Annotated in this window: 18 protein-coding genes; 7 read left to right on the top strand and 11 right to left on the bottom strand. The window is 32.1% G+C overall.

Annotation, left to right across the window (positions count from 1 at the left end):
* Window positions 1-164 precede the first annotated feature (164 nt).
* On the bottom strand, window positions 165-4,571 hold the full coding sequence (locus ACP7AV_RS11140; RefSeq protein ID WP_426092031.1) for a translocation/assembly module TamB domain-containing protein: 4,407 nt from the start codon (window positions 4,569-4,571) through the stop codon (window positions 165-167).
* A 227-nt stretch (window positions 4,572-4,798) separates the two neighbouring features.
* On the opposite strand from ACP7AV_RS11140, the gene tsaD reads away from it, so the two are divergent.
* From tsaD to ACP7AV_RS11175, 7 genes are all read left to right on the top strand, one after another.
* Entirely contained in the window at window positions 4,799-5,821 is a 1,023-nt protein-coding gene (gene tsaD, locus ACP7AV_RS11145; protein WP_426092032.1) for a tRNA (adenosine(37)-N6)-threonylcarbamoyltransferase complex transferase subunit TsaD, read from the top strand.
* Window positions 5,822-5,824: 3 nt separating this feature from the next.
* The gene (locus ACP7AV_RS11150) at window positions 5,825-6,532 is read left to right on the top strand and encodes a 16S rRNA (uracil(1498)-N(3))-methyltransferase (RefSeq protein ID WP_426092005.1); all 708 of its coding nucleotides are present in this window, start codon (window positions 5,825-5,827) and stop codon (window positions 6,530-6,532) included.
* Between the two features lie 11 nt (window positions 6,533-6,543).
* Window positions 6,544-7,182, top strand: a complete 639-nt coding sequence (locus ACP7AV_RS11155) for a DUF4159 domain-containing protein (protein ID WP_426092006.1) — start codon at window positions 6,544-6,546, stop codon at window positions 7,180-7,182.
* A 531-nt stretch (window positions 7,183-7,713) separates the two neighbouring features.
* Window positions 7,714-8,658, top strand: a complete 945-nt coding sequence (locus ACP7AV_RS11160) for a zinc metalloprotease (RefSeq protein ID WP_426092007.1) — start codon at window positions 7,714-7,716, stop codon at window positions 8,656-8,658.
* A gap of 77 nt (window positions 8,659-8,735) precedes the next feature.
* The gene (locus tag ACP7AV_RS11165) at window positions 8,736-9,827 is read left to right on the top strand and encodes an AI-2E family transporter (protein WP_426092008.1); all 1,092 of its coding nucleotides are present in this window, start codon (window positions 8,736-8,738) and stop codon (window positions 9,825-9,827) included.
* A gap of 2 nt (window positions 9,828-9,829) precedes the next feature.
* Window positions 9,830-11,011, top strand: coding sequence for a THUMP-like domain-containing protein (locus ACP7AV_RS11170; protein ID WP_426092009.1), 1,182 nt, complete (start codon window positions 9,830-9,832; stop codon window positions 11,009-11,011).
* Window positions 11,012-11,013: 2 nt separating this feature from the next.
* Window positions 11,014-11,580 carry a hypothetical protein gene (locus ACP7AV_RS11175; protein ID WP_426065093.1) on the top strand — a complete coding sequence of 189 codons (567 nt, stop codon included), beginning with the start codon at window positions 11,014-11,016 and terminating at the stop codon, window positions 11,578-11,580.
* Window positions 11,581-11,583: 3 nt separating this feature from the next.
* Here the strand turns inward: ACP7AV_RS11175 and ACP7AV_RS11180 are convergent, their stop codons facing one another.
* The 10 genes from ACP7AV_RS11180 to ACP7AV_RS11225 form a co-directional block, all read right to left on the bottom strand.
* On the bottom strand, window positions 11,584-12,243 hold the full coding sequence (locus tag ACP7AV_RS11180; protein ID WP_426092010.1) for a M15 family metallopeptidase: 660 nt from the start codon (window positions 12,241-12,243) through the stop codon (window positions 11,584-11,586).
* A 94-nt stretch (window positions 12,244-12,337) separates the two neighbouring features.
* Entirely contained in the window at window positions 12,338-13,465 is a 1,128-nt protein-coding gene (locus ACP7AV_RS11185) for an efflux RND transporter periplasmic adaptor subunit (RefSeq protein WP_426092011.1), read from the bottom strand.
* A 211-nt stretch (window positions 13,466-13,676) separates the two neighbouring features.
* Window positions 13,677-18,017 (bottom strand): CusA/CzcA family heavy metal efflux RND transporter, encoded by a 4,341-nt coding sequence (locus tag ACP7AV_RS11190; protein WP_426092012.1) that lies wholly within the window; start codon window positions 18,015-18,017, stop codon window positions 13,677-13,679.
* 209 nt (window positions 18,018-18,226) lie between these two features.
* A complete protein-coding gene (locus ACP7AV_RS11195; protein ID WP_426092013.1) occupies window positions 18,227-18,445 on the bottom strand; it encodes a hypothetical protein in 219 nt (72 codons plus the stop codon).
* A gap of 185 nt (window positions 18,446-18,630) precedes the next feature.
* A complete protein-coding gene (locus tag ACP7AV_RS11200; protein WP_426092014.1) occupies window positions 18,631-19,020 on the bottom strand; it encodes a hypothetical protein in 390 nt (129 codons plus the stop codon).
* 1,669 nt (window positions 19,021-20,689) lie between these two features.
* A complete protein-coding gene (locus ACP7AV_RS11205; RefSeq protein ID WP_426092015.1) occupies window positions 20,690-21,280 on the bottom strand; it encodes a membrane or secreted protein in 591 nt (196 codons plus the stop codon).
* Window positions 21,281-21,924: 644 nt separating this feature from the next.
* Window positions 21,925-22,032, bottom strand: a complete 108-nt coding sequence (locus tag ACP7AV_RS11210; RefSeq protein WP_426092016.1) for a heavy metal-binding domain-containing protein — start codon at window positions 22,030-22,032, stop codon at window positions 21,925-21,927.
* Window positions 22,033-22,550: 518 nt separating this feature from the next.
* A complete protein-coding gene (locus tag ACP7AV_RS11215; RefSeq protein ID WP_426092017.1) occupies window positions 22,551-22,886 on the bottom strand; it encodes a four-helix bundle copper-binding protein in 336 nt (111 codons plus the stop codon).
* 372 nt (window positions 22,887-23,258) lie between these two features.
* Window positions 23,259-24,449 carry an efflux RND transporter periplasmic adaptor subunit gene (locus tag ACP7AV_RS11220; protein WP_426092018.1) on the bottom strand — a complete coding sequence of 397 codons (1,191 nt, stop codon included), beginning with the start codon at window positions 24,447-24,449 and terminating at the stop codon, window positions 23,259-23,261.
* 20 nt (window positions 24,450-24,469) lie between these two features.
* Complete coding sequence (locus tag ACP7AV_RS11225; RefSeq protein ID WP_426092019.1) at window positions 24,470-25,723, bottom strand: efflux RND transporter periplasmic adaptor subunit; 1,254 nt, start codon at window positions 25,721-25,723, stop codon at window positions 24,470-24,472.

Genomic DNA, 25,723 nt, shown 5'->3' on the forward strand with positions numbered 1-25,723 from the left:
GTATTATTTCTAGATACTAAATCAGGTAAGGAACAAAAGGAAACAACATAATAAAAAAAGCTTTGGAATAAAATTTATTCCAAAGCTTTTTTCTAAATAAACGTTTTTCTAAAAGCCTTCAGGTAAATAAAATTATAGAGACTAAATTACAATAAGTATTGTAACTAGTTTTCTTCAGGAGGTAATCCTTCCTGATTTTTTTTGATTTTTTCAGTCTTTGTTTTTTTTGATTTAGAAAAATTAATATACGCCGGAGATAAATTCGAATCTTGATCTTCAGAAACACGAGCGGGAACATCATCAAATTTAAGATTTTTGAAAATCTTATTGACAAACTCTTTAAAAGTTTCAAAATCAACTTCGTAGGAAACCCCTAAACCTTGCGTATATCCAATTCCTTGACCAACGTAATTGATGTCATTTTCTTTGTTAAAAAGGCGCAAATTAAGTGTTCCGTCCTCGTTCACTCGATATAAAACTTCAACATCGCCCACAATAGCCGATTCATTTATTCCTCCAAAAGGAACTCCCAACTTACCATTAATAGTCACTCTTTCATTAATTTTTGACGAAATTGTGGCAATAAATCGTCCATCAGTTTCCTTTCCTATTCTTCTATCAGCACCAATAAAATTAAGTCCTACTTTAAATTTTTCATCATCTGATTGAATAATTCCACCTAAAATACTCGAAGCAGTTTCAAATAAACTTCCTGAAAAATCAGACTGACTAACGCCTTCCGGACTTAAAAATCCACCAGAAGAGAGCAAATATAAGGCCTGCGTTTGACGAACATCTTTATCATTTAATTTATATTGAATTTCCGATTTTAGTACATTACTGACGGTTGGGAATTCAATATTAAAATCAGGTTCCGGACTAGTTAAATCGCCTCGAAGTCCTATCACAACTTCAACTGGGACTTTTGTATTAAAAGAAGAATTATCTAATAAAACGGCTGGATTTGCCGATGTTTTGTATATGGCTTCCAGGTTGAGCTGCGCTTTCATAGGATTACCTTCCCATGTGATTGAACCTCCTTTTTTAACCTCAAATTTCTTATCAATAAGTCCGCCGTATTTGAAGTTATAAGTTCCTTCGTACGCCTGGAAATCCCCCCACATATTAAATCGTCCCAAAGTGTTGATTTTAAACAATAACGATCCAAACCCTTTTCCTTTCATTCCGTGACCAGTATTTCGATCCAAAATCACTTCCACTTCGGCATCCGGCGTTATATCAAAATCAAATTCTAATTCCAGTCCGTTATAATTCCTTGAATTTTCAACAATACCATTCTTTACGTTATATTTTTCCTGCGCTGTGACAAAATGAATAAAAATATTATCACTCACACTCTCGGCATTATTAATTGGTATTTTAATAGCAGTTCCTTTTTCGGATTTTGCCTCTACTTTTATAAACAAGGAATTAGTTGGACCTTTGATCGTTGCTCTACCATCAATAAATGCAGTGCCATAATAGGCTGCATCTTCACGATCTTTAGTATCTAACGCTAGTAATCTTTTTGAACTAATCGCTAAATCTAATTTCCAATCCGTAAAATTATTGTGTTCAATACTACCGTTTAAGTTTCCTATTGTTCTATACTTTGTATCCGTCAACGTATTGTTTCTGAATAGAAATTTCTCATCTGTTAAATCAATAATAGTGTTGTCACTTAATTCATAATCAACATTTAGATACGGAATGGTAATTCCTGCATTGTCTAAATAAAGTCGCCCGTTAATATTTGGTTTTTTAAGATTACCCTCAATGGTGGAATTGCCTGAAATAGACCCTCTAATATTAGACAATACTTCTCCACCAAGCGAGTTTAATGTGGCGATATTAAATTTGTCAAATTTAAGTTTCAAATCAAGAATAGTTTCTTTGTTAACAATTTCAAAACTTCCGTCAGCATTAAATGATTCGAGATTTTCATTTTCTAAATCCGAGTTTATAGTAAACTTTCTCAGGCTTTCATCTCCTTCAATATCAAAATTTAAAGTCCCCAAATCGGTTTTATTCACGTTAAGCTTATCAATTATTATTGAAGCTGTAGGTTGATAAACGTCCTTATTTTGTTTGAAATTGACTTCTCCATTTATATTTCCATGTACGACAAACTTGTTATTGGCAGGCGTAATTTGATTTAAATCGACATCCTTAAAACTCAGCTTTATATCCTTAATGGTTGTGTCCTTAAAAATTCCATCTAACGAAATCGACTGATCTTCATGCGATAAAATGATATTATCAATATCAAAATTCTTAAATGATTTATCAAAAACAATCTGGTTGTTCGGTGTTTCGTTTTCATTTAAAAACCAAAGATAATCCTTGAATTTCACCTCCGATTTACTAATTCCTACCACGTTGTTATTATCCTTATTTATAGTATGGTATAAATTCAGATTAAAATAATCCTGTGCGGTTGGACCTCCTTTAAATTCTGATCGAAAGAATAAAGTATCTTTCATTGTAACATTAATCAAACTAAAGTCACGTATTTTATAGTATTTTGTTTTAATGCTATCCAATTCTATAAAAGCATTATAAAGTGGGTTTTTATTGTCAACCGAAACTCTGATATTGTCAAATGTATTGCTGGAAGCTACGATTTGCGGAGAATTAAAGTTGAGTTTAAACTCCTGATTATCGGAGTTAATATTTCCTTTGACTATAGTATTGGCACCGATTGAAATTTCCGGATAAAATATTTCAATAATTTTATTGTAAATAGAAAAATTAAATTTCAAAAACTGTCCTTTCTTAACTTTACTCGGTTTGAAATTGGTGTAAAGACTTCCCAAAGAATTCTTAACCAAATTCTCCAATTGATTAAATTCATATTTGCCCACAATTTCACCCTGAACAATATCCGGGGAATTTACAGTTATCGTTCGAATTCTGTTATTATCAAAAGTTGAATTTATGGCAAAATCATCAAAATTATAAGTGTCTTTCGCATTTTGATAAGACGTTTTATTGATATAAACATTTCCTTGAAAATTCTCAATATTATTTCCTGAAGCCTGAACCACAACGTCACCTTTAAATACGGAAACAGAATCTTTTATCAGTTTCAATTTATTTAAATCGGCATTTTCAACATTAATATGAAAATCGTAACGACTGTCTTTCTTGCTTAAATCCAATAAACCGTCAAAAATCATACTCAAATTGGGATCATTTACAGAAATTTGACCTTTGTAATAAGGACTTTTAAGCGTACCGTCGACAACAATATTGGTGTAATTATAACTCTTATACTCTATTTGACTTATGTCTCCTTTAATAGCTGTGTCTAAATATTTTTGTTTAAAACCTTTTCCGTCCACATCAATATTCAAACTTACCCTGCCCAATTCTTTTTGATCTAATAAAGTCGCAATGTCAAAATTTTCTAGAATTACATTTCCTAAATAAGAAGCCTTATCAATTTCATTAATGTTTTGTATCTCTAAATTTGAAGTGACTCTTCCAAGAGCAGTAATCATAGAAAAATCAGCTTCTACGGCAGTGGTTGAAACAGTCGCAGTTCCCGATGCTGAAAATCTTCCTAATTTTTTTAATGAAGTAGGTAATTTAGTTCCCAAAATATTCGGCAGAATAACTACCAAATCTTCGTAACTTGACGTTAACTTATCAAACTTAGCGTACATCGAGAATTTCTGACCTTTCTTAGCAAACAAATTCTTAAAATTAATATCACCTTTAATTTGTGTTTTGCGTTCATCAACTAACTCCAAGTTTTTAAATTTCAAGTCATTTAATGTACCTTTAATACTTGCCTTAGTATAAAAATGTTGGTTTTTACCAATTTCTTTATAAAAATAACGTATATCATTTGATGCTACAGAAGCCGAATTCAATTGGATATCAAACAGCACTTTATCGGTAAAATTAGAAAAATCTTCTATTTTATAATTCAACAAAACAGTTCCAACCAGCGTTGATTCCTTGGTCAATAAATCAAGATTTTCAAGCTTTATATTTTTCTTTGAATAGGTGAATTTTGATTTCAAATTTTTAACATATAATCCGCGAAAGTCAAGAAAAGACATTTTATTTATATTGGTAGTCACGTCCGGACCATATATCAAAAAATCAGTTACAGAGGCATTCAGTTTCGTGAAATCTAAGTCTTTTGGATTTTCACGATTTTGGTCCGTTACAATAAAACGTCCATTGTAAATTTGCAAATTATTTGCTTTCAACAAGAATTTTCTACTGGAACTTTTGCCGGTTTCAAAAGCTTTTATGAATTTATCAAGATTAGATTCTTTTTCGTTTTTGTATGTTTTCAAATCTAAAAGCAATCCATGCAAATCTAAACCATCAAAAATCAAATCGCCATCAAGTAATTTTGTACTTTCTAAAATTGTGGTAGCAATTCTCTCCGAATAAATTAATGTGTCTTGGTGATGATCACGAATCAAGACTTTCTTAAATTTCACGCCTCCAAAAACGGAAACGGCAACTCCGTCAATAGCAATATTAGTTCCAAAATCTTTATTGATGCTGTTCATGAAGTAGTGTGCAATCTTCGTCTGAACAACTGGCATGGTAAGCGCAATAGCAAGTACCAACAAAAGCAGGATTAGTCCCAGTAGCAAGCGCAGCGCTATTTTTATAACTTTTTTGATACCTATTTAATGTTTAATGTTCTAAAATTTGATTTTGCCACTGGAAACGGGGTGCTTTTGATAAAAATTCTTTAATTTTGGCTTTTGACAAAAAAAATTTTTCTATAATTGACCCGTCAAATGTAATTCAAAATTTGTGCCTTTTTATGCAAAATCCTGAGGTTTTTATTCTTGCTATCGAAAGTTCCTGTGACGATACTGCTGCTGCCGTTCTACAAAACGACAAAGTGCTGTCAAATGTTGTAGCAAACCAGCTCATTCATAGTCAATATGGCGGAGTGGTTCCGGAACTCGCCTCTCGTGCGCACCAACAAAATATAGTTCCCGTAGTCGATGGGGCGTTGCGTAAGGCAAATATACAAAAAGAACAACTCTCCGCAATTGCATTCACACAAGGTCCAGGACTTATGGGTTCGCTTTTGGTGGGAAGTTCTTTTGCTAAATCAATGGCTGTTGCGCTACAAATTCCACTAATCGCCGTAAATCACATGCAAGCCCATGTTTTAGCTCATTTTATTGATGAAGATGGTTTTGAAAAGCCTTGTTTTCCCTTTTTGGCGCTGACCATAAGTGGCGGACATACTCAAATTATTAAAGTGGACAACTTTTTTGACATGACGGTGATTGGCGAAACTACTGATGATGCGGTTGGAGAAGCATTTGATAAAAGCGCAAAAATTTTAGGTCTTCCTTATCCCGGAGGCCCTTTGATTGATAAATATGCGCAACTGGGAAATCCAAACGCATTTGCATTTACAAAACCTAAAGTTCCCGGTTTGGATTTTAGTTTTTCGGGCCTAAAAACAGCTATTTTATATTTTATTCAAAAGAAAAAATTAGAAAATCCAAGTTTCGTTGAAGAAAACCTAAATGATATTTGCGCCTCAATTCAACATACAATTATTGAAATTTTAATGGACAAGTTAAAATTAGCTGTAAAAGAAACGGGAATAAAACAAATTGCCATTGGCGGTGGCGTTTCCGCCAATTCTGGAATTAGAAGTACATTAAAAGAAACGGAGAGCAAATACGGTTGGAAAACCTTTATCCCAAAATTTGAATATACAACTGATAATGCTGCAATGATTGGGATTGTGGGTTATCAAAAATTTTTAACACAAACATTTGAAACTTCCGCTATAGTTTCTAAAGCAAGAATACAACTATAAATTATGCAATTATTTTACAATCCAACTATTACGGAATTCACTGAAGTTTTTTCTTTTGATAAAGAAGAAAGTAAACATATCATCAAAGTATTGCGCAAAAAAGATACCGACCTATTATATGTTACCAATGGTTTAGGCTTTTTATTTAAAACTGAAATTACTTTGGCCTCCGACAGTAAATGCACGGTTAAAATTATTTCATTTGAAAAAGCAACTCCATCAAAATTTAAGTTGCATTTGGCTGTTGCGCCAACTAAAATGAATGACCGCTACGAATGGTTTTTAGAGAAAGCAACCGAAATAGGTGTACATGAAATCACACCAATTATCTGTGATCACTCGGAACGAAAAGTTATTAATAACGAACGTTTTGATAAAATTCTATTGACCGCCATGAAGCAATCCAATGAATTATATCTTCCTAAATTGAATCCAGCCACTACCTTTAAAGAATTTATAAAACTTAAAAATGAAGGCGTTAAATTGATTGCTCATTGTGAAGAAACGAATAAAAGAACACTCAAGTCAATTTTGAAACCAAACGAAGATATTACACTGTTAATAGGTCCTGAAGGGGACTTTTCCGAAAAAGAAATTACATTAGCTCTAGAAAATAATTTTACAGCAGTTTCATTGGGGAACACAAGATTACGTACAGAAACTGCTGCAATAGTTGCCTGTCACAGTGTGGTATTTGTCAATGAGGAATAACTAATTCAATTATGAGGCTACTATTTTATCTTCTTGTTATTCTTTCAACACCCTTGTTTTCACAAGAGATTGCATTGGTGAAATACAGCGGCGGTGGCGATTGGTATGCAAATCCGACATCACTGCCAAACTTAATAAAATATTGCAATGCTCATATCAACACCCGAATAAAAACCAAGCCAGCAACTGTTGAACCAGGAAGTCCTGATTTATTTTCATACCCGTACGTTCACATGACAGGGCATGGAAATGTTGTTTTTAATAATTCTGAAGTAAGTAATCTTAAAAACTATTTACTTGCCGGCGGATTTCTCCATATTGACGACAATTATGGTATGGATCAATACATAAAAAAAGAAATAAAAAAAATATTCCCAAACAATAACTTAGTAGAAATTCCTGCCAGTCATGCTATTTTTCAAAAACCGTATTCTTTTCCAAATGGCTTACCCAAAATACATGAGCATGATGGAAAACGATCACAAGCTTTCGGAATTTTTATAGAAAACAAATTAGTTTTGCTTTACACGTACGAATGCGATTTAGGTGACGGCTGGGAAGATCAAGAAGTCAACAATGATCCAATTGAAATTCGTGAAAAAGCACTAAAAATGGGTGCCAATATCCTAAATTATATTTTTAATAACTAGCCGTTTCTTTTTAAATTCTGTTGAAAATTATTTTTTTTTTGGATTTTATCTTCATTTTTAAACTTCATATTTCATATTCTTTAAAAAACATTACCGCTACTTTATTTTTAAAATAAAATTTAAAAAAACTCTTCGCATAATAATTAATTTACACAATTTTCGGAATTTACCTATATAAATTATATTTATTAGTCAATGACAACGGGTATAGTTTGTACGATTTACTTCTAAGCTATAGTAAGTAATAAATTAATTTGTTTTTAAAAAAAATAACGTTTTTTAAACCAATATCACAAAAAGTATCTTAATTTCTTTAATTAAAACTAATGAATAAAACTTTTTAAAATTTAAAATAAAATAAATTATCAGAAAATACTTTGAAATAAATTTTTACAATTTTACGGAAACCCGTAAAATCTGTGGATTACAATTTTTTTAAAAAAAAAATTAAGCAATACTTTTTTTTATAAAAAATTTGTTATAAAATTGTGAAATAATTAACCAAATCTATTAATTTATAACAAATTCATTATGAAAAAAATTTTTTTATCTGCTGCAGCATTTTTAATGCTTTTCTCTTGTCAAAATGATGCGACAGAAGCTACTCCAGAAGCAAGTGCAGTGTCACAACGTGGTTGTGCATCTCAAGAAGTTCTTACTGCTCAAATGAAAGCTGATCCTTCATTAGCTTTAAGGATGAATAAAATTGAAGCTTTTACTGAAAAAGCAATGTTATCTGCTCGTTTAGTAAATGGTAAAGTAGAAATTCCAGTTGTAGTAAATGTATTGTACAGAACTGCTGCAGAAAACATTTCTTTGTCTCAAATCCAATCTCAAATTGACGTATTGAATAAAGATTTCAATGCTTTAAATTCTGATTATAATTCAGTTCCTGCAGCATTTTCAGGAGTGAAAGCAAATGTTGGAATTACATTTGTATTGCAAAATGTAGTGAGAAGATCAACAACTACAACTTCATGGACAACAAATGATGCGATGAAAAAATCAGCACAAGGTATTGCTCCAACTACACCAACAACTGTTTTAAACATGTGGTCTTGTAATCTTGGTGGCGGTATTCTTGGCTACGCACAATTTCCTGGAGGAGCAGCTGCTACTGATGGAGTAGTAATGGATAACAATGCTTTTGGAAGTGGAGGTACAGCAGCTGCACCATTTAATTTAGGAAGAACAGCTACTCACGAAGTAGGTCACTGGATGAACTTACGTCACATTTGGGGTGATGCAACTTGTGGAAGCGATTTAGTTTCTGATACACCTACACACAACACATCTAACTACGGTATTCCAGCTTATCCTCATTACAGCACTTGTACTGGTACTCCAGTTGAAATGACAATGAACTATATGGATTACACTGATGATGCAGGAATGTACATGTTCTCTAACGGTCAAAAATCAAGAATGGCTGCTTTATTTGTTTCAGGTGGAGCAAGAGCGAGTTTCGGAATATAATTTTTTTTAGTTTTTTAGAATTTAAAACTCGCTACTTGTTAGCGAGTTTTTTTATATTTACAATCTAAAATAGAAACATGATTACTTCAAAAACCATTTCAAATGGGATTCTTAGAGCATTATTGACACTAACTTTATGTGGTTTAATCTTGTACTTTTTTTATCAAATTCAATCCGTATTGATATACCTGGTTGTAGCATTTATACTAACATTGATCGGAAATCCTATTTTAGACTTTTTTAAGAAGCGATTGAAGTTTAATCATATTTTCGCAACAATAGCGACTTTGCTTATTTTTATACTAATCATATTCGGGTTTATAATGATGTTTGTTCCTTTGATTTTATCTCAAGGACAAAACCTGTCACTTCTTAACACTGCAGAAATTGAAAAAAACATAATCCGGTTAATCAATCAAATCACTGTGTTTTTAGACAATCACCAAATTGATTCTGCACAGGTTTTAAAAGAAGCTAACATTACCTCTAAAATAAATTTTAATTTCATCCCTAACTTCTTAAATACAATTTTAGGCACAATTAGTAGTTTGGGCATAGGATTAGGATCCGTACTATTTATTACTTTTTTCTTTTTAAAAGACCGACTAATGTTCATTTTAGGAGTAAAAAAACTAATTCCAAACAACCATGAAGAACAAATATTACATTCTTTGGGAAAAATAAACCGCTTGTTATCGCGTTATTTCATTGGATTATTACTTCAATTATTCATTGTATTTCTATTGTACCTAATTGTATTATTCATTTTTGGAGTTCCAAATGCACTTGCTATAGCATTTTTATGTGCAGTACTAAACATTATCCCATACATTGGCCCACTTATAGCGTCTTCTTTAGCGGCAATTCTAACAATGCTAAGCAATTTAGGTAGTGATTTCCAATCTATAATTTTGCCGACCACCATTTATGTTTTAATTGGTTTTTGGATCGTTCAAATTATCGATAACAATTTATCCCAGCCATTTATTTTTTCTCAAAGCGTAAGCTCACATCCGCTGGAAATATTTCTTGTAATCTTAATTGCAGGTTTCCTTTTTGGAATATTAGGAATGATAGTGGCAGTGCCGCTGTACACAATAATAAAAGTTATGGGTAAAGAATTCTTCCCAGAAAACAAAATTATCATGCTATTAACTAAAGATATTTAATTTTGGATTCAAGGATTTTAAATGCCAAAATACAGGCTTTTATCAATGACAACATTGGAAAAAGTGTATCAAAGTTAGCACTTCGAAAAAATCCCTTTCAAGATTTGGATTGGATTTATGTTTTGAATCAGATAGAAGCTAAAACAAAAGCAAAAGATAAATTGCCCAATTGGTTTTCGACCAAAAATATTATTTATCCAAGTAAAATTTCGATAGAACAAACATCATCCGAAAAAACAGCTTTGTACAAGGCTTCCTTAATTTCCGGTGAATCTTTAATCGATTTAACGGGAGGTTTTGGAGTAGACGATTATTATTTTGCAAAAAAAATAAAAAAAGTTTCCCATTGCGAAATTAATCCGATACTTTCTAATCTTGTAAAACATAATTTTGAACAATTAAATGTTACAAATATTACTTGTTATTCAGGAGATAGTTTGGATACTTTAAATACACTAAATACAAAATGGGATTGGATTTATATTGATCCTTCCAGACGAAATGATGCCAAAGGAAAAGTATTCATGCTGAAGGATTGTTTACCAAATGTTCCTGAAAATCTTGATTTTTATTTTAAAAACTCAGGTGCTGTTTTAATAAAAACTGCACCACTTCTTGATCTTACCGCGGGTTTATCCGAATTGAAACACGTCAAAACTATTCACATCGTAGCTTTAGAAAATGAAGTAAAAGAATTAGTTTGGGAATTGCAGAAAGATTATTTTGGAAATGTAAACATCAAAACCGTTAATATTTTAAAAGATAAAATGGAAACATTTCATTTTATTTTAAATGATAATTCTACATTACCAAACTTTAGTTTACCTCAAAAATACCTTTACGAGCCAAATAGCTCCATCATGAAATCAGGTGGATTTGATGAAGTAGGTCTTTTTTTTAACTTAAATAAACTACACAAACATTCCCACTTATACACTTTGAAAGATCTTATACCGTTCCCGGGACGCATTTTTGAAATTCAGAATACATTTGCTTATAATAAATCGGAAATGAAAACTTTTTTAGAAAAAACACAGGCGAATATAACCATTCGAAATTTCCCGGACAGTGTTGAAATTATTCGAAAAAAATGGAAAATAAAAGACGGTGGAAATGTATATTGTTTTTTCACAACCGACGTAAATAATCATAAAATTGTTATAATTTGCACCAAAATATCATAAAAATGAAACATCTGATTGCACTGACTTTATTTCTTTTCAGCTTTAATATATTCGCTCAAAAACCATGTGATTACAGCGCTAATGTAAATGATTCTATCGGGACTTATAAATCAACCAAAGAATACATGATTAGCGAGAAGAATTTTGCGGGGAATTCAAGTTATATTTTTTATTCTTTGGCATTAACAGATGGCTTACCAACATTGACCGTTCAGAGTATTAACAAAAGTAAAGATTTTTTGAAAGCCAATTGTTTTGATAAAAATTCTAAATTGTTTTTACAGTTAAACAATGGAAAAATAATTACGCTAATTCATATCGATCAAGAAAATTGCGGCACCATGATACGCGATGAGAAAGGATTTGATAATAGAGTTAATTCCGGAATTTTTATGTTTATGAAGGACAGTTTTGAAGAATTAAAAAACTCGCCCGTATTCATGATGCGAATTAAATATTTGACTGATACAGAAGATTACGTCTTCAAAAAAGAGTTCAAATCTGAATTAACAAGCGAAATTTACTTTCCCGAAAACTATTTCATTGACAACTTAAAATGTATTGAATAAAAACTATTTGCAATCCCATTTAACATTTGAAACATTATCATTTAAACCGGATTTTAAATTGTAATGCCACCATTCTGAATCGAAAGAATTAAATCCACTGCTGGTCATAATGGATTTTAATAATAATCTGTTTTGTTTTACTGCTGCTGAAACATTTAGATAATTGTGACTTGCTTCAATTCCAAAAAAATCGAAATCTGTTCCCATCGGCAATTCTTTTTCCTTACTGTCAACTAGCGTAATATCCACCGCTCCGCCTCTATTGTGAATGGAACCTTTGGCCGGATTGGCAACATATTTTGGGTTAGAGACAATTTTCCACATTTTTTTTTGAATATCCAAAGGGCGATAACAATCAAAAATTTTGATTTTATAACCATTTTTGATGAATTTCATATTGGCTTCCAAGAGTGCTTTTACGGTTTTTAAACGTAAAAAACATTCGGCGCAATCGTACACTTTTGCTTTTAAAAAATTATCATTTGTGGCATACTTCATATCATAGACAAAATCTTGGCTGTACTCTTTTAAATTTACAAATGTACTGTCATTAATAATTGGAACATTTTTTTCTTGTACATCAGAAATGATGATTTGTGCTTTACAGGAAAAAACACAAAAAAGAAAACAAAGTAATACAAGAGATTTAAAATAAGAAGTCATAACTGTTATTTTTTTATAAAAATAGAATAATAAAAGGGATTTCAAATTATATGTTTAATCAAAAAGTTGCATTTTTAACTGGAATCCCGCTTTTTTATTCTTCTACATTTTTCATTTTCATCAAGAGTGAATATGAACCTTTAATCACAATAGTAGCCTCAATCAAATCTTCTGAAATAATTTCAGTAAATTCATTTTCTGTAATTCCTACAGTAACTTCTTTCATTTCAAATTGCTTGTTTTGTTTAGCAATAAAAACATAATTCTTGTTTTCATAATTCACAATAGCATCAGATGGCAATACATTTGACTGCTGACTTTTTAATTCAATTTCAGCATTCATATACATTCCAGGTAAAAGCGCTTTGTCGAAGTTTGTAAAATGGCAATGCATTTCCGTGCTTCTGTTTTCGGAAAAATCTTTACCGATTAGAATAATTTTGCAATAATATTTTTTCTCCGGATTGGTATTGGTGTAAGCGACCACCGATTGGCCAATGGCCAGTTTATCGATGTCTTTTTCAAAAACGGTCAATGCCAAATGAATATCAGATGGATTAACAATCTCAAATAACACATCACTGGGGTTTACATATTTGCCAATATTTACATTTACTTTCGATACATAACCGCTTATTGGCGAATAAATATTGATGCTTTTTGAAATGTTCTTTGTAGAAACATTATTTGGATTTATCCCTGCAAATTTTAATTTCTCTCCATACGATTGCACCATTACCGATAGTGAGTTGTATTCTGATTGTGCTTGTTGATACACTTTGTCACTGCTGGCTTTGCTTCGGTTAAGTTCTCTTTGTCTTTCAAATTCGGCTTTTGCGTACCCTATTTTCGCTTTCGCCAAAAGGTAATCTTCCTGCAGTTGAATGTATTGTTGGTCTTCAACAACACACAAAACCTGTCCTTTGCTTACATACATTCCCTCTAAAAGTTTGGTGTATTTTAAATAACCTCCCATCGGCACACTTATGGACACTAAATTTTGGGGCGGAACATCTATTTTACCATTTAATTTTAAGGTAGATGAAACTTCTTTTTGCTCCATTTTCCCTGTTACAATACCTGCATTTTTTATTTGTGCATCAGTAAGAGTTGTTGTGTTTTCGATAGTTGGAGTGGCTTCTGTTTCGCTTTCCGTTTTCTTTTCTCCACATGCAAAAACGCATACTATTGCCAGTATTGTAAAGATTGTATTTTTAATCATGATAGTATTTTTATTTTGGTGTTTGTAAATTTGACATTTCATTTTATATATCTTGAAAATTAATATTTGGCTTAAAAATAATAACGCGAAAATGCAAAGTTTGAACCATACACTTTTCCCACACTGATGGTTTGCACCATATGCAACTTAGCAAAGGTTTTATTTTCTAAAACTATCAAAGGTTCAGTCAATATTTGTTTTAAATTCATCATTAATTAGAAAGATAATTAAGTTCAACAACGCTTACATTCAATTTTTTAACCGCTTCAATGTAATCACTTTGAATCTCTGTGCTTTGATTAATAAGCATTACCCATTCCAGATAATTAATATCACCATTGAAAAATTTATCATTAGCAGCTTTAGTTACCAAATCCGCATTTTTCAACGCCTGACTTTCATAATAAGCGATAGTTTCTTTGTGTTTTTTATATTCCTGGACTAATTCCTGATAATGATTTTGAAATTTAAGTTTTTCATTATTTAAGTTGTTTTCAGCTATTTGAGTGTTTATCTCTAAAGCCTTTTTCCTATTATTTATCGCTGTATTGAATAGCGGAAATGCCACTCCAAATTGTCCGTAAACACCATTATAACTTTCTTGAAACTCCGCATTTGTTTTGAAAGTTTGCCAATAAACACCACCGATTAATTCAGGTAATTTTTTAGATTTTTCAAGTGAAACTTCCGCTTTGCTGCTATTTACTTCTTGTTCAAATATTTTTATAGTGGGTTGATTGCCCATGGCGTTTTTATCTAAATTTTCGGTAAAATCCATTTTAAATTTATCTGATATCGGGATAAAGTCTTTATCAGAATTAAGTAAATACTTGAATTGCGATCGTACTATTGTATAATCACTTTGTAATCCCAAAAGCTGAATTTTTATTTGTCCGGATTGGTTTTCAGCGGTTGCTTTTTCTAATATGTTGCTTTCACCTTTGTCAAAACGAAGCGCTGAGATCCTTAAAAATTCCGAATAAACATTATCGCTTTTTAGCAACAGCTTTTCCTTCTCTTTTAGATACAACATTTCGTAAAACACTACTGTTACCTGTCTGGTCAGTTCCTTTCTTTGCAAAGCTTCGTTCCATTGCCCTTTTTTGGCTTCTTCTCTTAAAAGTTGTTGTTGCCTTTTGTAAACGGTTGGAAATTTTATGTTTTGCGAAATACCAATTTTCATGTCATTTGCATTGCTGTTAAACTGACCGTATTCGCCAATAATTCCCGTGTTGGAAATATCGTAGCCTGTTTTGGTCATTTTTTGCAAGTATTCTGAATTTAGTTTTTCGTTTTTAATTTTGATATTATTTGAAAGAGCCGTTTCAATCGCTTTCTCAATTGAAATTTTTTCCTGAGAAGCCGCATTTTGAAAAGAAAAAAACAATCCCACAACTATGATTGTTGTAATTGATTTTATCTTTTTTGGTTGTAATTTAATTCCTTTTTCAAACATGATATATAAAATTGGTAAAACAAATAAGGTTAAGAACGTTGCAACCAACAGACCTCCAATTACGACAGTTGCCAAAGGTTTTTGCACTTCTGCACCAGAACCATTGCTTAATGCCATCGGTAAAAAACCTAATGATGCTACAAATGCAGTCATTAGAACAGGACGTAATCGTATTCTAGTTCCTTGTAAAACAATTGCTTTTAAATCGGTTTCGCCAGATTTTCGAATGCTGTTGAATTCTGCAATCAACACCAGACCATTCAGAACCGCTACACCAAATAAGGCTATAAAACCAACTCCGGCACTGATGCTAAACGGCATTCCCCGCATCGCTAAAAAGAAAATACCACCAATTGCCGAAAGTGGAATTGCCGAATAAATCAACAGCCCTTGTCTTACGGAATTGAATGCAAAATAAAGCAAAATAAATATTAATAGTAATGAAACCGGAACCGCAATCATCAAACGGTTTTTGGCTTCGTTTAAATTTTCAAAAGCACCTCCATAAGTTGCATAGTAACCCGCAGGAAATTTAATTTGAGTTTCAACTTTACCTTGCAGTTCTTTTACAATACTTTGCACATCACGTCCCCGAACATTAAAACCAACTACAATTCTACGTTTGGCATCTTCTCTTTGTATCTGATTTGGGCCTTCAGTAATTTCAACTTTTGCCAATTGAGATAAAGGAATTTGCGAACCCGTGGACGTTGGTATTAATAAATTTTGAACATCTGCCAAATCCTGCCGTTTGTCGCCTATTAAACGAACTACTAAATCAAATCGTTTTTCGCCCTCGTAAACAACTCCTGTGCTTTGTCCTGCAAATGCGGTATTTACAATTCGATTAATATCTTCAATATTTAAACCATATTGTGCAATGGAAGCTCTGTTGTAGTCAATTACTACTTGTGGCATTCCGGTAACGGTTTCTACATAAAGGTCGGAAGTTCCTTCAACTGTATTTACAATTTTACCTAATTTATTGGCGTACAAAGCCAATGTATCTAAGTTTTCTCCAAATATTTTACAGACTACATCTTGCCTTGCACCAGTCATCAATTCATTAAAACGCATTTGAACCGGATATTGAAAACCAAAGGAAACCCCAGGAACAGCTTCCAATTCCTTTGCCATTTTTTCTGATAGTTCATCAAAAGTTGTGGCAGAAGTCCATTCGCTTTTGTTCTTTAAAATGATCATCATATCGCTTGCATCAATGGGCATAGGGTCAGTTGGCACTTCGCTACTTCCTGTTTTCCCTACAATTTTCTCTACTTCGGGAAATTTTTCTATTAGTATTTTTGCACCTTGTGAAATGGCAGTCATTGAAGTTTGCAAATTACTTCCCGGCAAAACCCTTGTTTCTACAGCAAAATCACCTTCTTCTAACGAAGGCATAAATTCGCCACCCATAAACGAAAGTGTAATTAGCGCTAAAACAAATAATCCTAATGTTACAGCAATAATTGTTTTTGGGATCCCCAATGCTTTATTTAGAAGTGGTTGATAGAAATTTTCTAATTTTTCCATCATTCGATCTGAAAAAGTTTTTTTATGCGATATTTTTTTGTCTAAAAATAAAGCAGTCATCATCGGAACATAAGTCAGCGACAATATAAAAGCACCAAACAGAGCAAATGCAATGGTTTGTGCCATTGGTAAAAACATTTTTCCTTCGATACCGCGCAACGTAAAAATAGGAATGTATACGATCAATATAATCAACTCTCCAAAAACGGATACATTACGCATTTTTATTGCCGTTTTTAATACGGTGTTGTCCATTTCTTGTTGTGAGACTTGAACAGTTTTCCTGCTGTGCAAACTAAACAAACACGCTTCAACAATAATAACGGCACCATCCACAATCAATCCAAAATCTAATGCTCCTAAACTCATAAGATTACCGCTCACCCCAAATATGTTCATCAATATAACTGCTATCAACATAGCCAAAGGAATTACTGACGCCACAATTAATCCTGCTCGTATGTTTCCTAAAAAGAAAATAAGAACAAAGAGAACGATTAATGCACCTTCTAATAAATTTTTTTCGACCGTCGAAATAGAATTATTCACCATTTTAGTGCGGTCTAGAAAAGGTTCCAGAATGACGCCTTCGGGTAATGTTTTTTCGATTTGTGCAATACGATCTTTAATGTTTTTAATAACTACATTACTATTGGCTCCTTTTAACATCATTACTACTGCACCCGCAACTTCACCCGATTGCACTCCTTTTTTATTAAAAGTCATTGCACCGTAACGAATTGCACTACCAATACGAACATCAGCGACATCACGAATGAATAAGGGGCTTCCGTTACTAGTGTTTTTAATGGAAATCTCTTTTATATTTTCGATCGTACTAATTAATCCTTCACTGCGGATGTATAAAACTTTAGGCCCTTTTTCAATATAAGCACCACCTGTATTTTGATTGTTTTTTTCTAAAGCCGTAAAAACATCTGTAATGGTGATATTATAGGATTGCAATTTATTGGGATCAATCGCTATTTCAAATTGTTTCAATTTCCCACCAAAACTGCTCACTTCCGCCACACCTTCAACGCTCAATAACTGCCGGCGCACAATCCAATCCTGAATGGTTCTTAACTCGGTTATATCGTATTTTTTTTCGAAACCGGGCTTCGTTCGTACAGCATATTGATAAATTTCACCTAGTCCTGTTGTCACCGGTGCAAGAACTGGATTTCCAATACCGTTAGGAATTTGGTCTTTAACAGCACTTAATCGTTCTGTTACTTGCTGTCTTGCCCAGTACACATCGGTTGCATCGTTAAAAACAATGGTAACCACTGATAAACCAAAACGAGAAAAACTACGAATTTCTTTCAGTCCGGGAATATTACTGTTGGCTTGTTCTATTGGAAAAGTAATCAGTCGTTCAATATCGGTCGCACCCAGTGATGGTGCTGAAGTAATTACCTGAACTTGATTATCTGTAATATCAGGAACGGCATCAATTGGTAATTTGGTAAATTGATAACTCCCATATCCGATGAGCGCAAAAATAAACAGTCCAATAATGAGTTTGTTTTTGATTGAAAACTCAATAATTTTATTTAGCATAATTTGTTATATTGATGAATGGTCACTACATATTTTGAATACTGGCCCTATAATTTTATTGTAATTGTGATGGTTCCCTTTTAATTATTTTTGAAAAACGAACCGTATTTAAAAAAACTGGATTTGTTGCTTTTGTTTTATTAAAAATTCAAAAATAACCGAGCCGTTAATTTTTTATTTGTAATCGTTTTTCCTTTTATCTTCAGTACCTAAAAACTAATATTGTTTTCTCTTGCGACCATTACAATTTTGTAGTCGCCGTGATTTTGTATTATTCCGCCGTGTGACGTTTTGATAGTATTATTACTTACTTGTGCATGTAAAATTGTTTTTTCTACAACTAACAAAAATATGTCTTTTGCGATTGATTCAATTGTTTTGCTTTCTGATGTTGTAGTGTTAAAAATAATTGAGTATGTCTTTGACATTCCTAAAAAGTCAATTAATAGTGTATGTGGCTAAAAAACGATTAACACATTAACTCGTAAAAACGATTCTTATTTTACAATGAAATTGACGTAAAGAAACATTTATCAAAGGTATAAAGCAAAGTACTTTTTCATACTTAATAAAAAATATTTAAAGTATTATTAACCAGGCATTTAAAATTAATTTAACTCAATTTGGGAGGAAGCCAGATGCATAAAAAAACATCGGAATTGTAAAATTCTGGACGAAACGGAACAGTACTATTTACAGAAATAGTATTTGGTTTGCGAAATGAAAACTCGATTATGGTTTCAAAAGCAAGGACATTATTAACTGATTGGTTAATTGTCTTAAAAGGTAAGTTTTGATGATTGTCTTCTTCCTGATCAGAATGATGTTGCGTATCATTGTAATGAATTGCTATGAAATCAAGTAATGAAATATTTTTGCTACTGTAATCTTTTTGATGATCTGAAAAGTGTTGTAATAAGTTGGGTAATTTCAATAATTGTCCCATCTCTGTGTTAGCACACAAAAAAACAAAAAGGAATAATATGGCAATTATTTTTTTCAAGATTGTAAAAGTAATAAATTTTATTGATTGCCTATAATTTGTAAAATAAATATTGCGGGAATTCTAATGTGCCGAAACTGTGAGCTATTTTTGATGCTAGCGAAGCAATTTTGCTGACTTTGAGATCATACTATTTTCTGTCAAAGAATGAACAGATATATTATATTTCGTTATTTCATATTAGGCAAATTTTAATCGATTTTGAATAAGAATATTTTTTCTTTAAAATGTAATCCGAAGCTGCCAGTACTAGATAATTTGGCTTGTATTTTTTTAAAGATCGGTGAAATATTAATAGGAATGGTGATGGTTAAATGGAGGGAATGAAAAAGTGATAAAACTGTACTAGTTTGATGACATAAAACATTCCTGTAGCATGATGTATCTTTTTTAAGGAAATAAAAAAATTAAAAATTGATGGTTGCGTCTTTAAACAGACCGTAAATTCACACTAAATTATTAAATTAGAGTGATTTATTAATTAACTGGAAGGGTTTTAGTGATATGAATTTTTGAGTATATGTATTTGGTTTAATGTAAAAACCTAAACGACAATTAAGAAAAAATCAAAACAATATTGTGAGCTCTTCAATCACACTGAGTGTAAACACTTTGTAACTACCAAAATCAAGTTTGCAATCATTACCGTAATGATGTCCATGCTGATATATACTTCCTATGGGAATTTAGAAAAAAAAACATAAACAGGTTGAATAGAACCATTCGTAACAAAAGGAATAAGAAAATAGCGAGCATTTACAATTAATGGATGGAACTCGTAAATTGTTACAATAGGAATTGGGAGAAAAATACAGTCAGCCATTATATAGCGGTACAGAGAAACAACTTGCGTATGGTAAAAACACATTCACAATATAATGCGTAATTTATCACAGTAGTAACGGTAAAGTTGATAGTCCACGAGTAGCAACATTGCAATCTGAGCCAGCAAATTTTACTGAACCTCAACATTCGTCATTTTATTCAAATCAAGGACGAATACAACTCATAAAAAAGGCGTGAAAGGAACTGCAATAAAAGCTATGGAAAACACTGTGAGCTAAAAAGAGATCCTTTTCTATACGAATGTAAATTCTCTTAAAAATTCAGATAAAATGATGGAATAACACGAGCAGAACAATTCAAATGATGATAATCGAAAGGCTTTAAAAAGTAATGGAGAATGTTTCAATTCAGAAAAGCAATTGTAAACATGTTTTGAACGGATTTATTAACCAATTTTGCTTTCTCATAAATGAGATTCATAGCGCTTTTGGGACATTTTTCCGGTTTAGTGACATGAATTTCAGGATGCATTTAATAAGTGTTGGTTACAGACTGTGTCTGTCGAATATCCGTTTTTTTGAAAATTCTCCTTTCATTTCTATTTTCTGCATAACCATGGCAAATTAAAGCGAGTATAAATGCTAATGCTAATATTATTCTCGTCTCTGTAATTCTAAATTTCGCATTAATCATTTTCTTTTTCTAAAATTGTTTGTTCCTACAAAGAATACTATAAGAATAATTAGTATAAAAACCCACCAAAACATGTGCATTCCCATGAAAGAGTATTCACCCATATGCATTTCTCCGTTGCCGTTTTCCAACATAATTCTATAGTATTAAGGTTAAATAAATTATTAATGATGTGCTGATCTTTTTCCTTTTACTGTTTTTTATCCATTCTTTTCATTTTATTCATGTCCATTTTTTCTTTTTTCATTTTGTCCATCATTTTCATCATTTTCTCATTTCCCATCATCTCCTTGCACATTTCAGACATCATCGCGTCATCTCCTTGTGATGATTCTACCAAATTTGACATCATACTTTTCATCATTTCTGGATTATCTTTCATCCCTTTCATTATTTCTGACATCATACTTTTCATCATTTCTGGATTTTCTTTCACCATTACCATCATTTTAGCATGATTTTCTTTAATCATCTCCGGATTCTTCATCATCATCTCTGACATCATACTTTTCATCATTTCCGGATTTTCCTTCATCATTCCCATCATTTTCGCATGACTATCTTTCATCATTTCCTTTTCCTTCTCCTGCATCATCATCATCCCGCTTTTGCTATTCATAAGTATCCCCATCATCTCTTTTGACATACTTTCATTATTAGCAATCTCATTCATAATTTCCATTCTCTTATCTGATTTTGAGAGAACCTGGTTGGTTGACTGGCAGGAATATAAAAGACTAATAAAACCAATCGTTAATGCAACTTTTTGTACTGTTTTCATGATATTAAATTTATTTGTTAAACATTTTAACTATATGTAGATCTACGTTTTACAGCAAAAAAACATTGTTGAATTTTAAAAAAAAATATAATCACTTTCTTTTATCAGTAAATATTGTTCAATAAAAAAAGGATCGACTGAAACGAATTTAATTTTCTATTTAAGGAATTTAATTCCTTACTTTTAATGTTGTCGCTGTTTCATATTATTTAGGTAAAATCTCCATAGAAAACTCTGCATGTAATGCCCCCGTTTGGAAAACCAAGATAAGCAGAAAGCCTTCTACGGCTCAAAACCAAGAGAACCAAGGCTAATCAAATCAATATCAAACTTTTCAGCTGCTTTGAGTATTGCACTTTTTGGAGAGCCATCAATAACCATTATATTTAAATTCAAGCTGGATTTTTATTACGAAAAAATTTAGCTGCATTTTTAGTAATTTTCTCTCTGACTCTAAAAGCGTTGCGATCAACTTCAGCATATTATTTACGTGGAACTCCCATTTGCCTACGAATATTTTTTAAAAACATTCTGTCATAAACAGAAACAATACCCACTGCGGCATTGGGTGAAAATGGTTTGTTGCCAATTTCATTAATTGCTGTTTTACTATATTTTGAAGCGTCGGATTGCTTAAAGAATTTCTATTCTTTTTCCTCCACTAAATTCATTCCGCATTTAGAACATTTTCCGGGTTTGTCCAATGTAACTTCTGGGTGCATTGGGCAGCTGTACGTTTTTTGAGTTTCCATTTTTTTTATTTTACTGTTGTTTATATTTTTATTCTTTCAACACATTTATACGTTTGTTGAATCCAGTCATTTTGAGTGATTGAATTTTTTTATCTGTCATCTCATCAATCATTTTAGGATGATTCGTAATCGATTTACACATTTTAGTCATCGTCGTACTATTTGTTTTAGATCCGACGGTCATTTCGGTTATCAATTCCTTATATCATACCTGGATCATGCTTCCTCATTTTTATGATATTTTCGTGATTTTTCATCATTCTTTTTCCTTTACTACTGTTCATCATTGGTTGCATTATGTTGTTAGACGTATCGCAATCGTTTGCAATAGTATTCATTAGTCGACTTTTTATCATCTGACTTTCAAAGAATTTGATTTTCCTCAGTTTTGGATTGGCAAGAACTAAATAAATAATTAATATGCTTTTTTATACCGTTTTCGGAGTATGTAATTTTTATTGTTTAAAATCTCTTAAATAATTCCTCTAAACGAAACTTAATTTAAGAGATTTGAATACTTACATTTTACTCATATTACTGCATTCAATAGCACATTTTCGACAGGCTTCCGCACAATTTTTGCAATGCTCCATGTGTGCATGTTTTTCACATTCGTCGGCGCAAGCAGTACAAATTTCGGCGCATAATTTGCAGATTTTTTCCGCAAATTCACTACCACTTGCCATAGCCTGCATTGCAAATAAACAAATAGCCGCACAATCATGATCTAGTTTTATGCAACGAGCAAACATTTTTACGTCTTGCTCATTCAAGCATTCACTTTCACAATGAGAACATTCTACTGCACATTCTGAACATGCATCGATACACTCTTTAAATTTTTGATGACTCATCTTTTTTACTTTTAAATCGCAAATTAATTTTCGCTATTTAAAGGTAGCTTTTTAACTTGAAAAAATATTGTGAAATTCTAAAAATAATTATATAATTAACACATTATCAATTGTGTAACTTTTTTTTAAAATCGTGGTTTAAAAAAAAGACACTTGTCTTTTAGAACAAATATTCGTTATTTACATTTAAAATTTGAGTTTTTTAATAATATAACGTGGCCCCAAAACGAATATCTCTATCATCACCATAGTGTGTAGTGATTCCATTCGGTTTTTTGCATACTACGATTGTATTAAGTACTTTTTAAGTCATTACCTCTAGTACTGAAACAGTTGTTACGTTATTTTTTGTGATATGGAATTCAGCTAATGTTACATTTCCATTCCCGCCATAGGGTCACTTCCTTTACGAAATTTGTATTCACTGTTTATGGCGTACGCCCCGGTAATCACCACTTTTTTGGTTGGATCCATTTCTGATTTAATTTCAATCATCCCATTAATTTCCAATCCAGTTTCAACCATAAGGCTTTCAAATACTCCCGGTCTTTTTTCAATCCAGATGTACGAAGCATTTTCTTCTCTTATGACCGCATCACTGGGTATAAATACGCCTTTTATATTGGATTGTGTCAATCTTGCAATGGCTTGCATTCCGGGTTTTAACAGCAAATTTTGATTAGGTATTTCCATTCGAATTAAAAGCAGTCTGGTATCTGGATTTATTTCAGGATTGATGAAGGAGATTTTTGCACTGATAGATTTGTCAGGAAAATCAGTAAATGAAACTGTGGCTTTTTGTCCAAGTTGCATGTTTTTTGCATAATTTATATTTACCTGTGTTTCGAGCCAAAGACTATTTAAATTTGCCAATTTAATTATACCAGCACCCTCCATGGCATAACTGCCTTCTGTTGCTATTATCTCTGAGATAGTTCCACTGCTATTACTATAAAAGATAGTGTACGGAGAAATTTCTTTACTCGATTTTATATTTTCAATTTGGGCATTGGATAAACCAAAGAATACTAATTTTTGTTTGGCAGCAATAAGCATCGTACGTGCATTTTTTCCAAAATCACCTGGCATGGTAAGTTGTTTGTATGCTGTGAAGTAATCTTGTTTAGCAATAGCAATATCTTCGCTGTACAATTGATATACTGGTTCATTTTTAGCAACGTAATCTCCCACTGTTTTAAAGTATAATTTTTCAATTCGCCCCATTGCTCTGGCAGAAATGGTATAAATTTTCTCTTGATTCATTGTTAAAACTCCAGTATAATTTTGCTCTAAACTGCTTTGAGTTGTTGCAATAGTTTGCATGGTGATGTTCCCCAATTGCAGTTGCTGTTTACTCAAGCTTATCTCATTTGCAGCTGTGTCGTCACTGTTTATAGGAGTTAAATCCATATGGCAAATGGGACATTTCCCTGGTTTATCTTCCTTTACTTGAGGATCCATAGAACAAGTGTAAAAAGTAGTTTCTTTACTTTTATGTGCGCTATGGTCTTCTTTTTTTTTGGTATTGCAAGCTGTAAATACTGTAAATAGTATTGCTAACATGACTATGCTTTTTAACGGTTTCATAATTTTTCGGTTTTAATAAAGCTTTCGCTATCAATTAAATATTGTGCATTTTTAGCGAGGGTATCTTCAACGGAAATTCCACTTATGATTTGAATAAAATCATCTATTTCAATTCCTGCTTTTATTGCGGTCGCTTTAAAGCCATTGTTCATTTTTATAAAAACGATTTTCTTGCTGCCAATACTCACTAATGCTTGTTTTTGTAACCAAACGGCTTTCGTCGGATTTGTTTTTATAATGCCTTGCAATCGCAGACCTATGGGAAATTTTAGTTTATTATTGTTGATGTATACCCTAATTCTATTGGATTTATCTGCTGGATTAAATTGAGTTTCAATAAAATTTATTTGTGCATCGATGAATTCGTTTTTGTCTAATTCTGTCGCAATTTTGATAGATTGATTGGTTTTAATTAGACTATTGTACCCTTGGCTAACATTAAAGATGCCCCATACTTTATCGGTATTTACTAATTTAAAAACAACTTCTCCTTTTTTTATGTAATTACCTTCCTTTATGCTTAATATTTCGGTATTGTTACTTGCACTTTGCATCGACGAATTGCTTGTATTATCCATTTTTTCTGTTCCTTGAACAATTCCAGAAGCTGGACTGTAAATTGAAACTCGAGGATTTACTTTTTTGGAAGAAAACAATGAATTTATCTGACTTACGGTCATTCCGAAAAGCAATAATTTTTGCTTTGAGGCTTTAATAATTGAGGTATTATCGGAATCATTGGAAATTAAATAAATAAAATTTTGCTGTTCTGTTAATAATTCAGGGCTGTATAAATCAAACAATTTCTGTCCTTTAGTTACTTTTTGGTACTTGTAATTGACATACATTTTTTCTATTCTTCCACTTATTCGAGCAGCAATATTGACGGAGGAGTTTGGATCGTATGACACTATTCCGGGTAAGTTTATCTCGTTGCTTAATGTCGTGTCTTTGGCAGTTGTAGTTTGAAAATCCCCGACGATAAAATTATCAGTAGGTTTCAAAAAATTGTCAATAGAATTGTCTTCCTCAGCCTGGCTTTCTGTTATTTTTTTTACCAAAGTCATTCCGCAAATAGGACAGTTTCCGGGTTTATCTCTAATGATTTTCGGGTGCATCGAACAGGTGTAAATCTCGTTTTGATGTTCCAATTCCGAATGACTGTCTGATTGTATTGTAAAGAAATAGACAGCAAATCCTAAAGTAGAAATTACGATTAAAATTAAACTATATTTTAAATATTTATTCAT

Origin of the sequence: Flavobacterium sp. DSR3-2 (genome assembly GCF_049896525.1) — a bacterium.
Taxonomy (GTDB): domain Bacteria; phylum Bacteroidota; class Bacteroidia; order Flavobacteriales; family Flavobacteriaceae; genus Flavobacterium.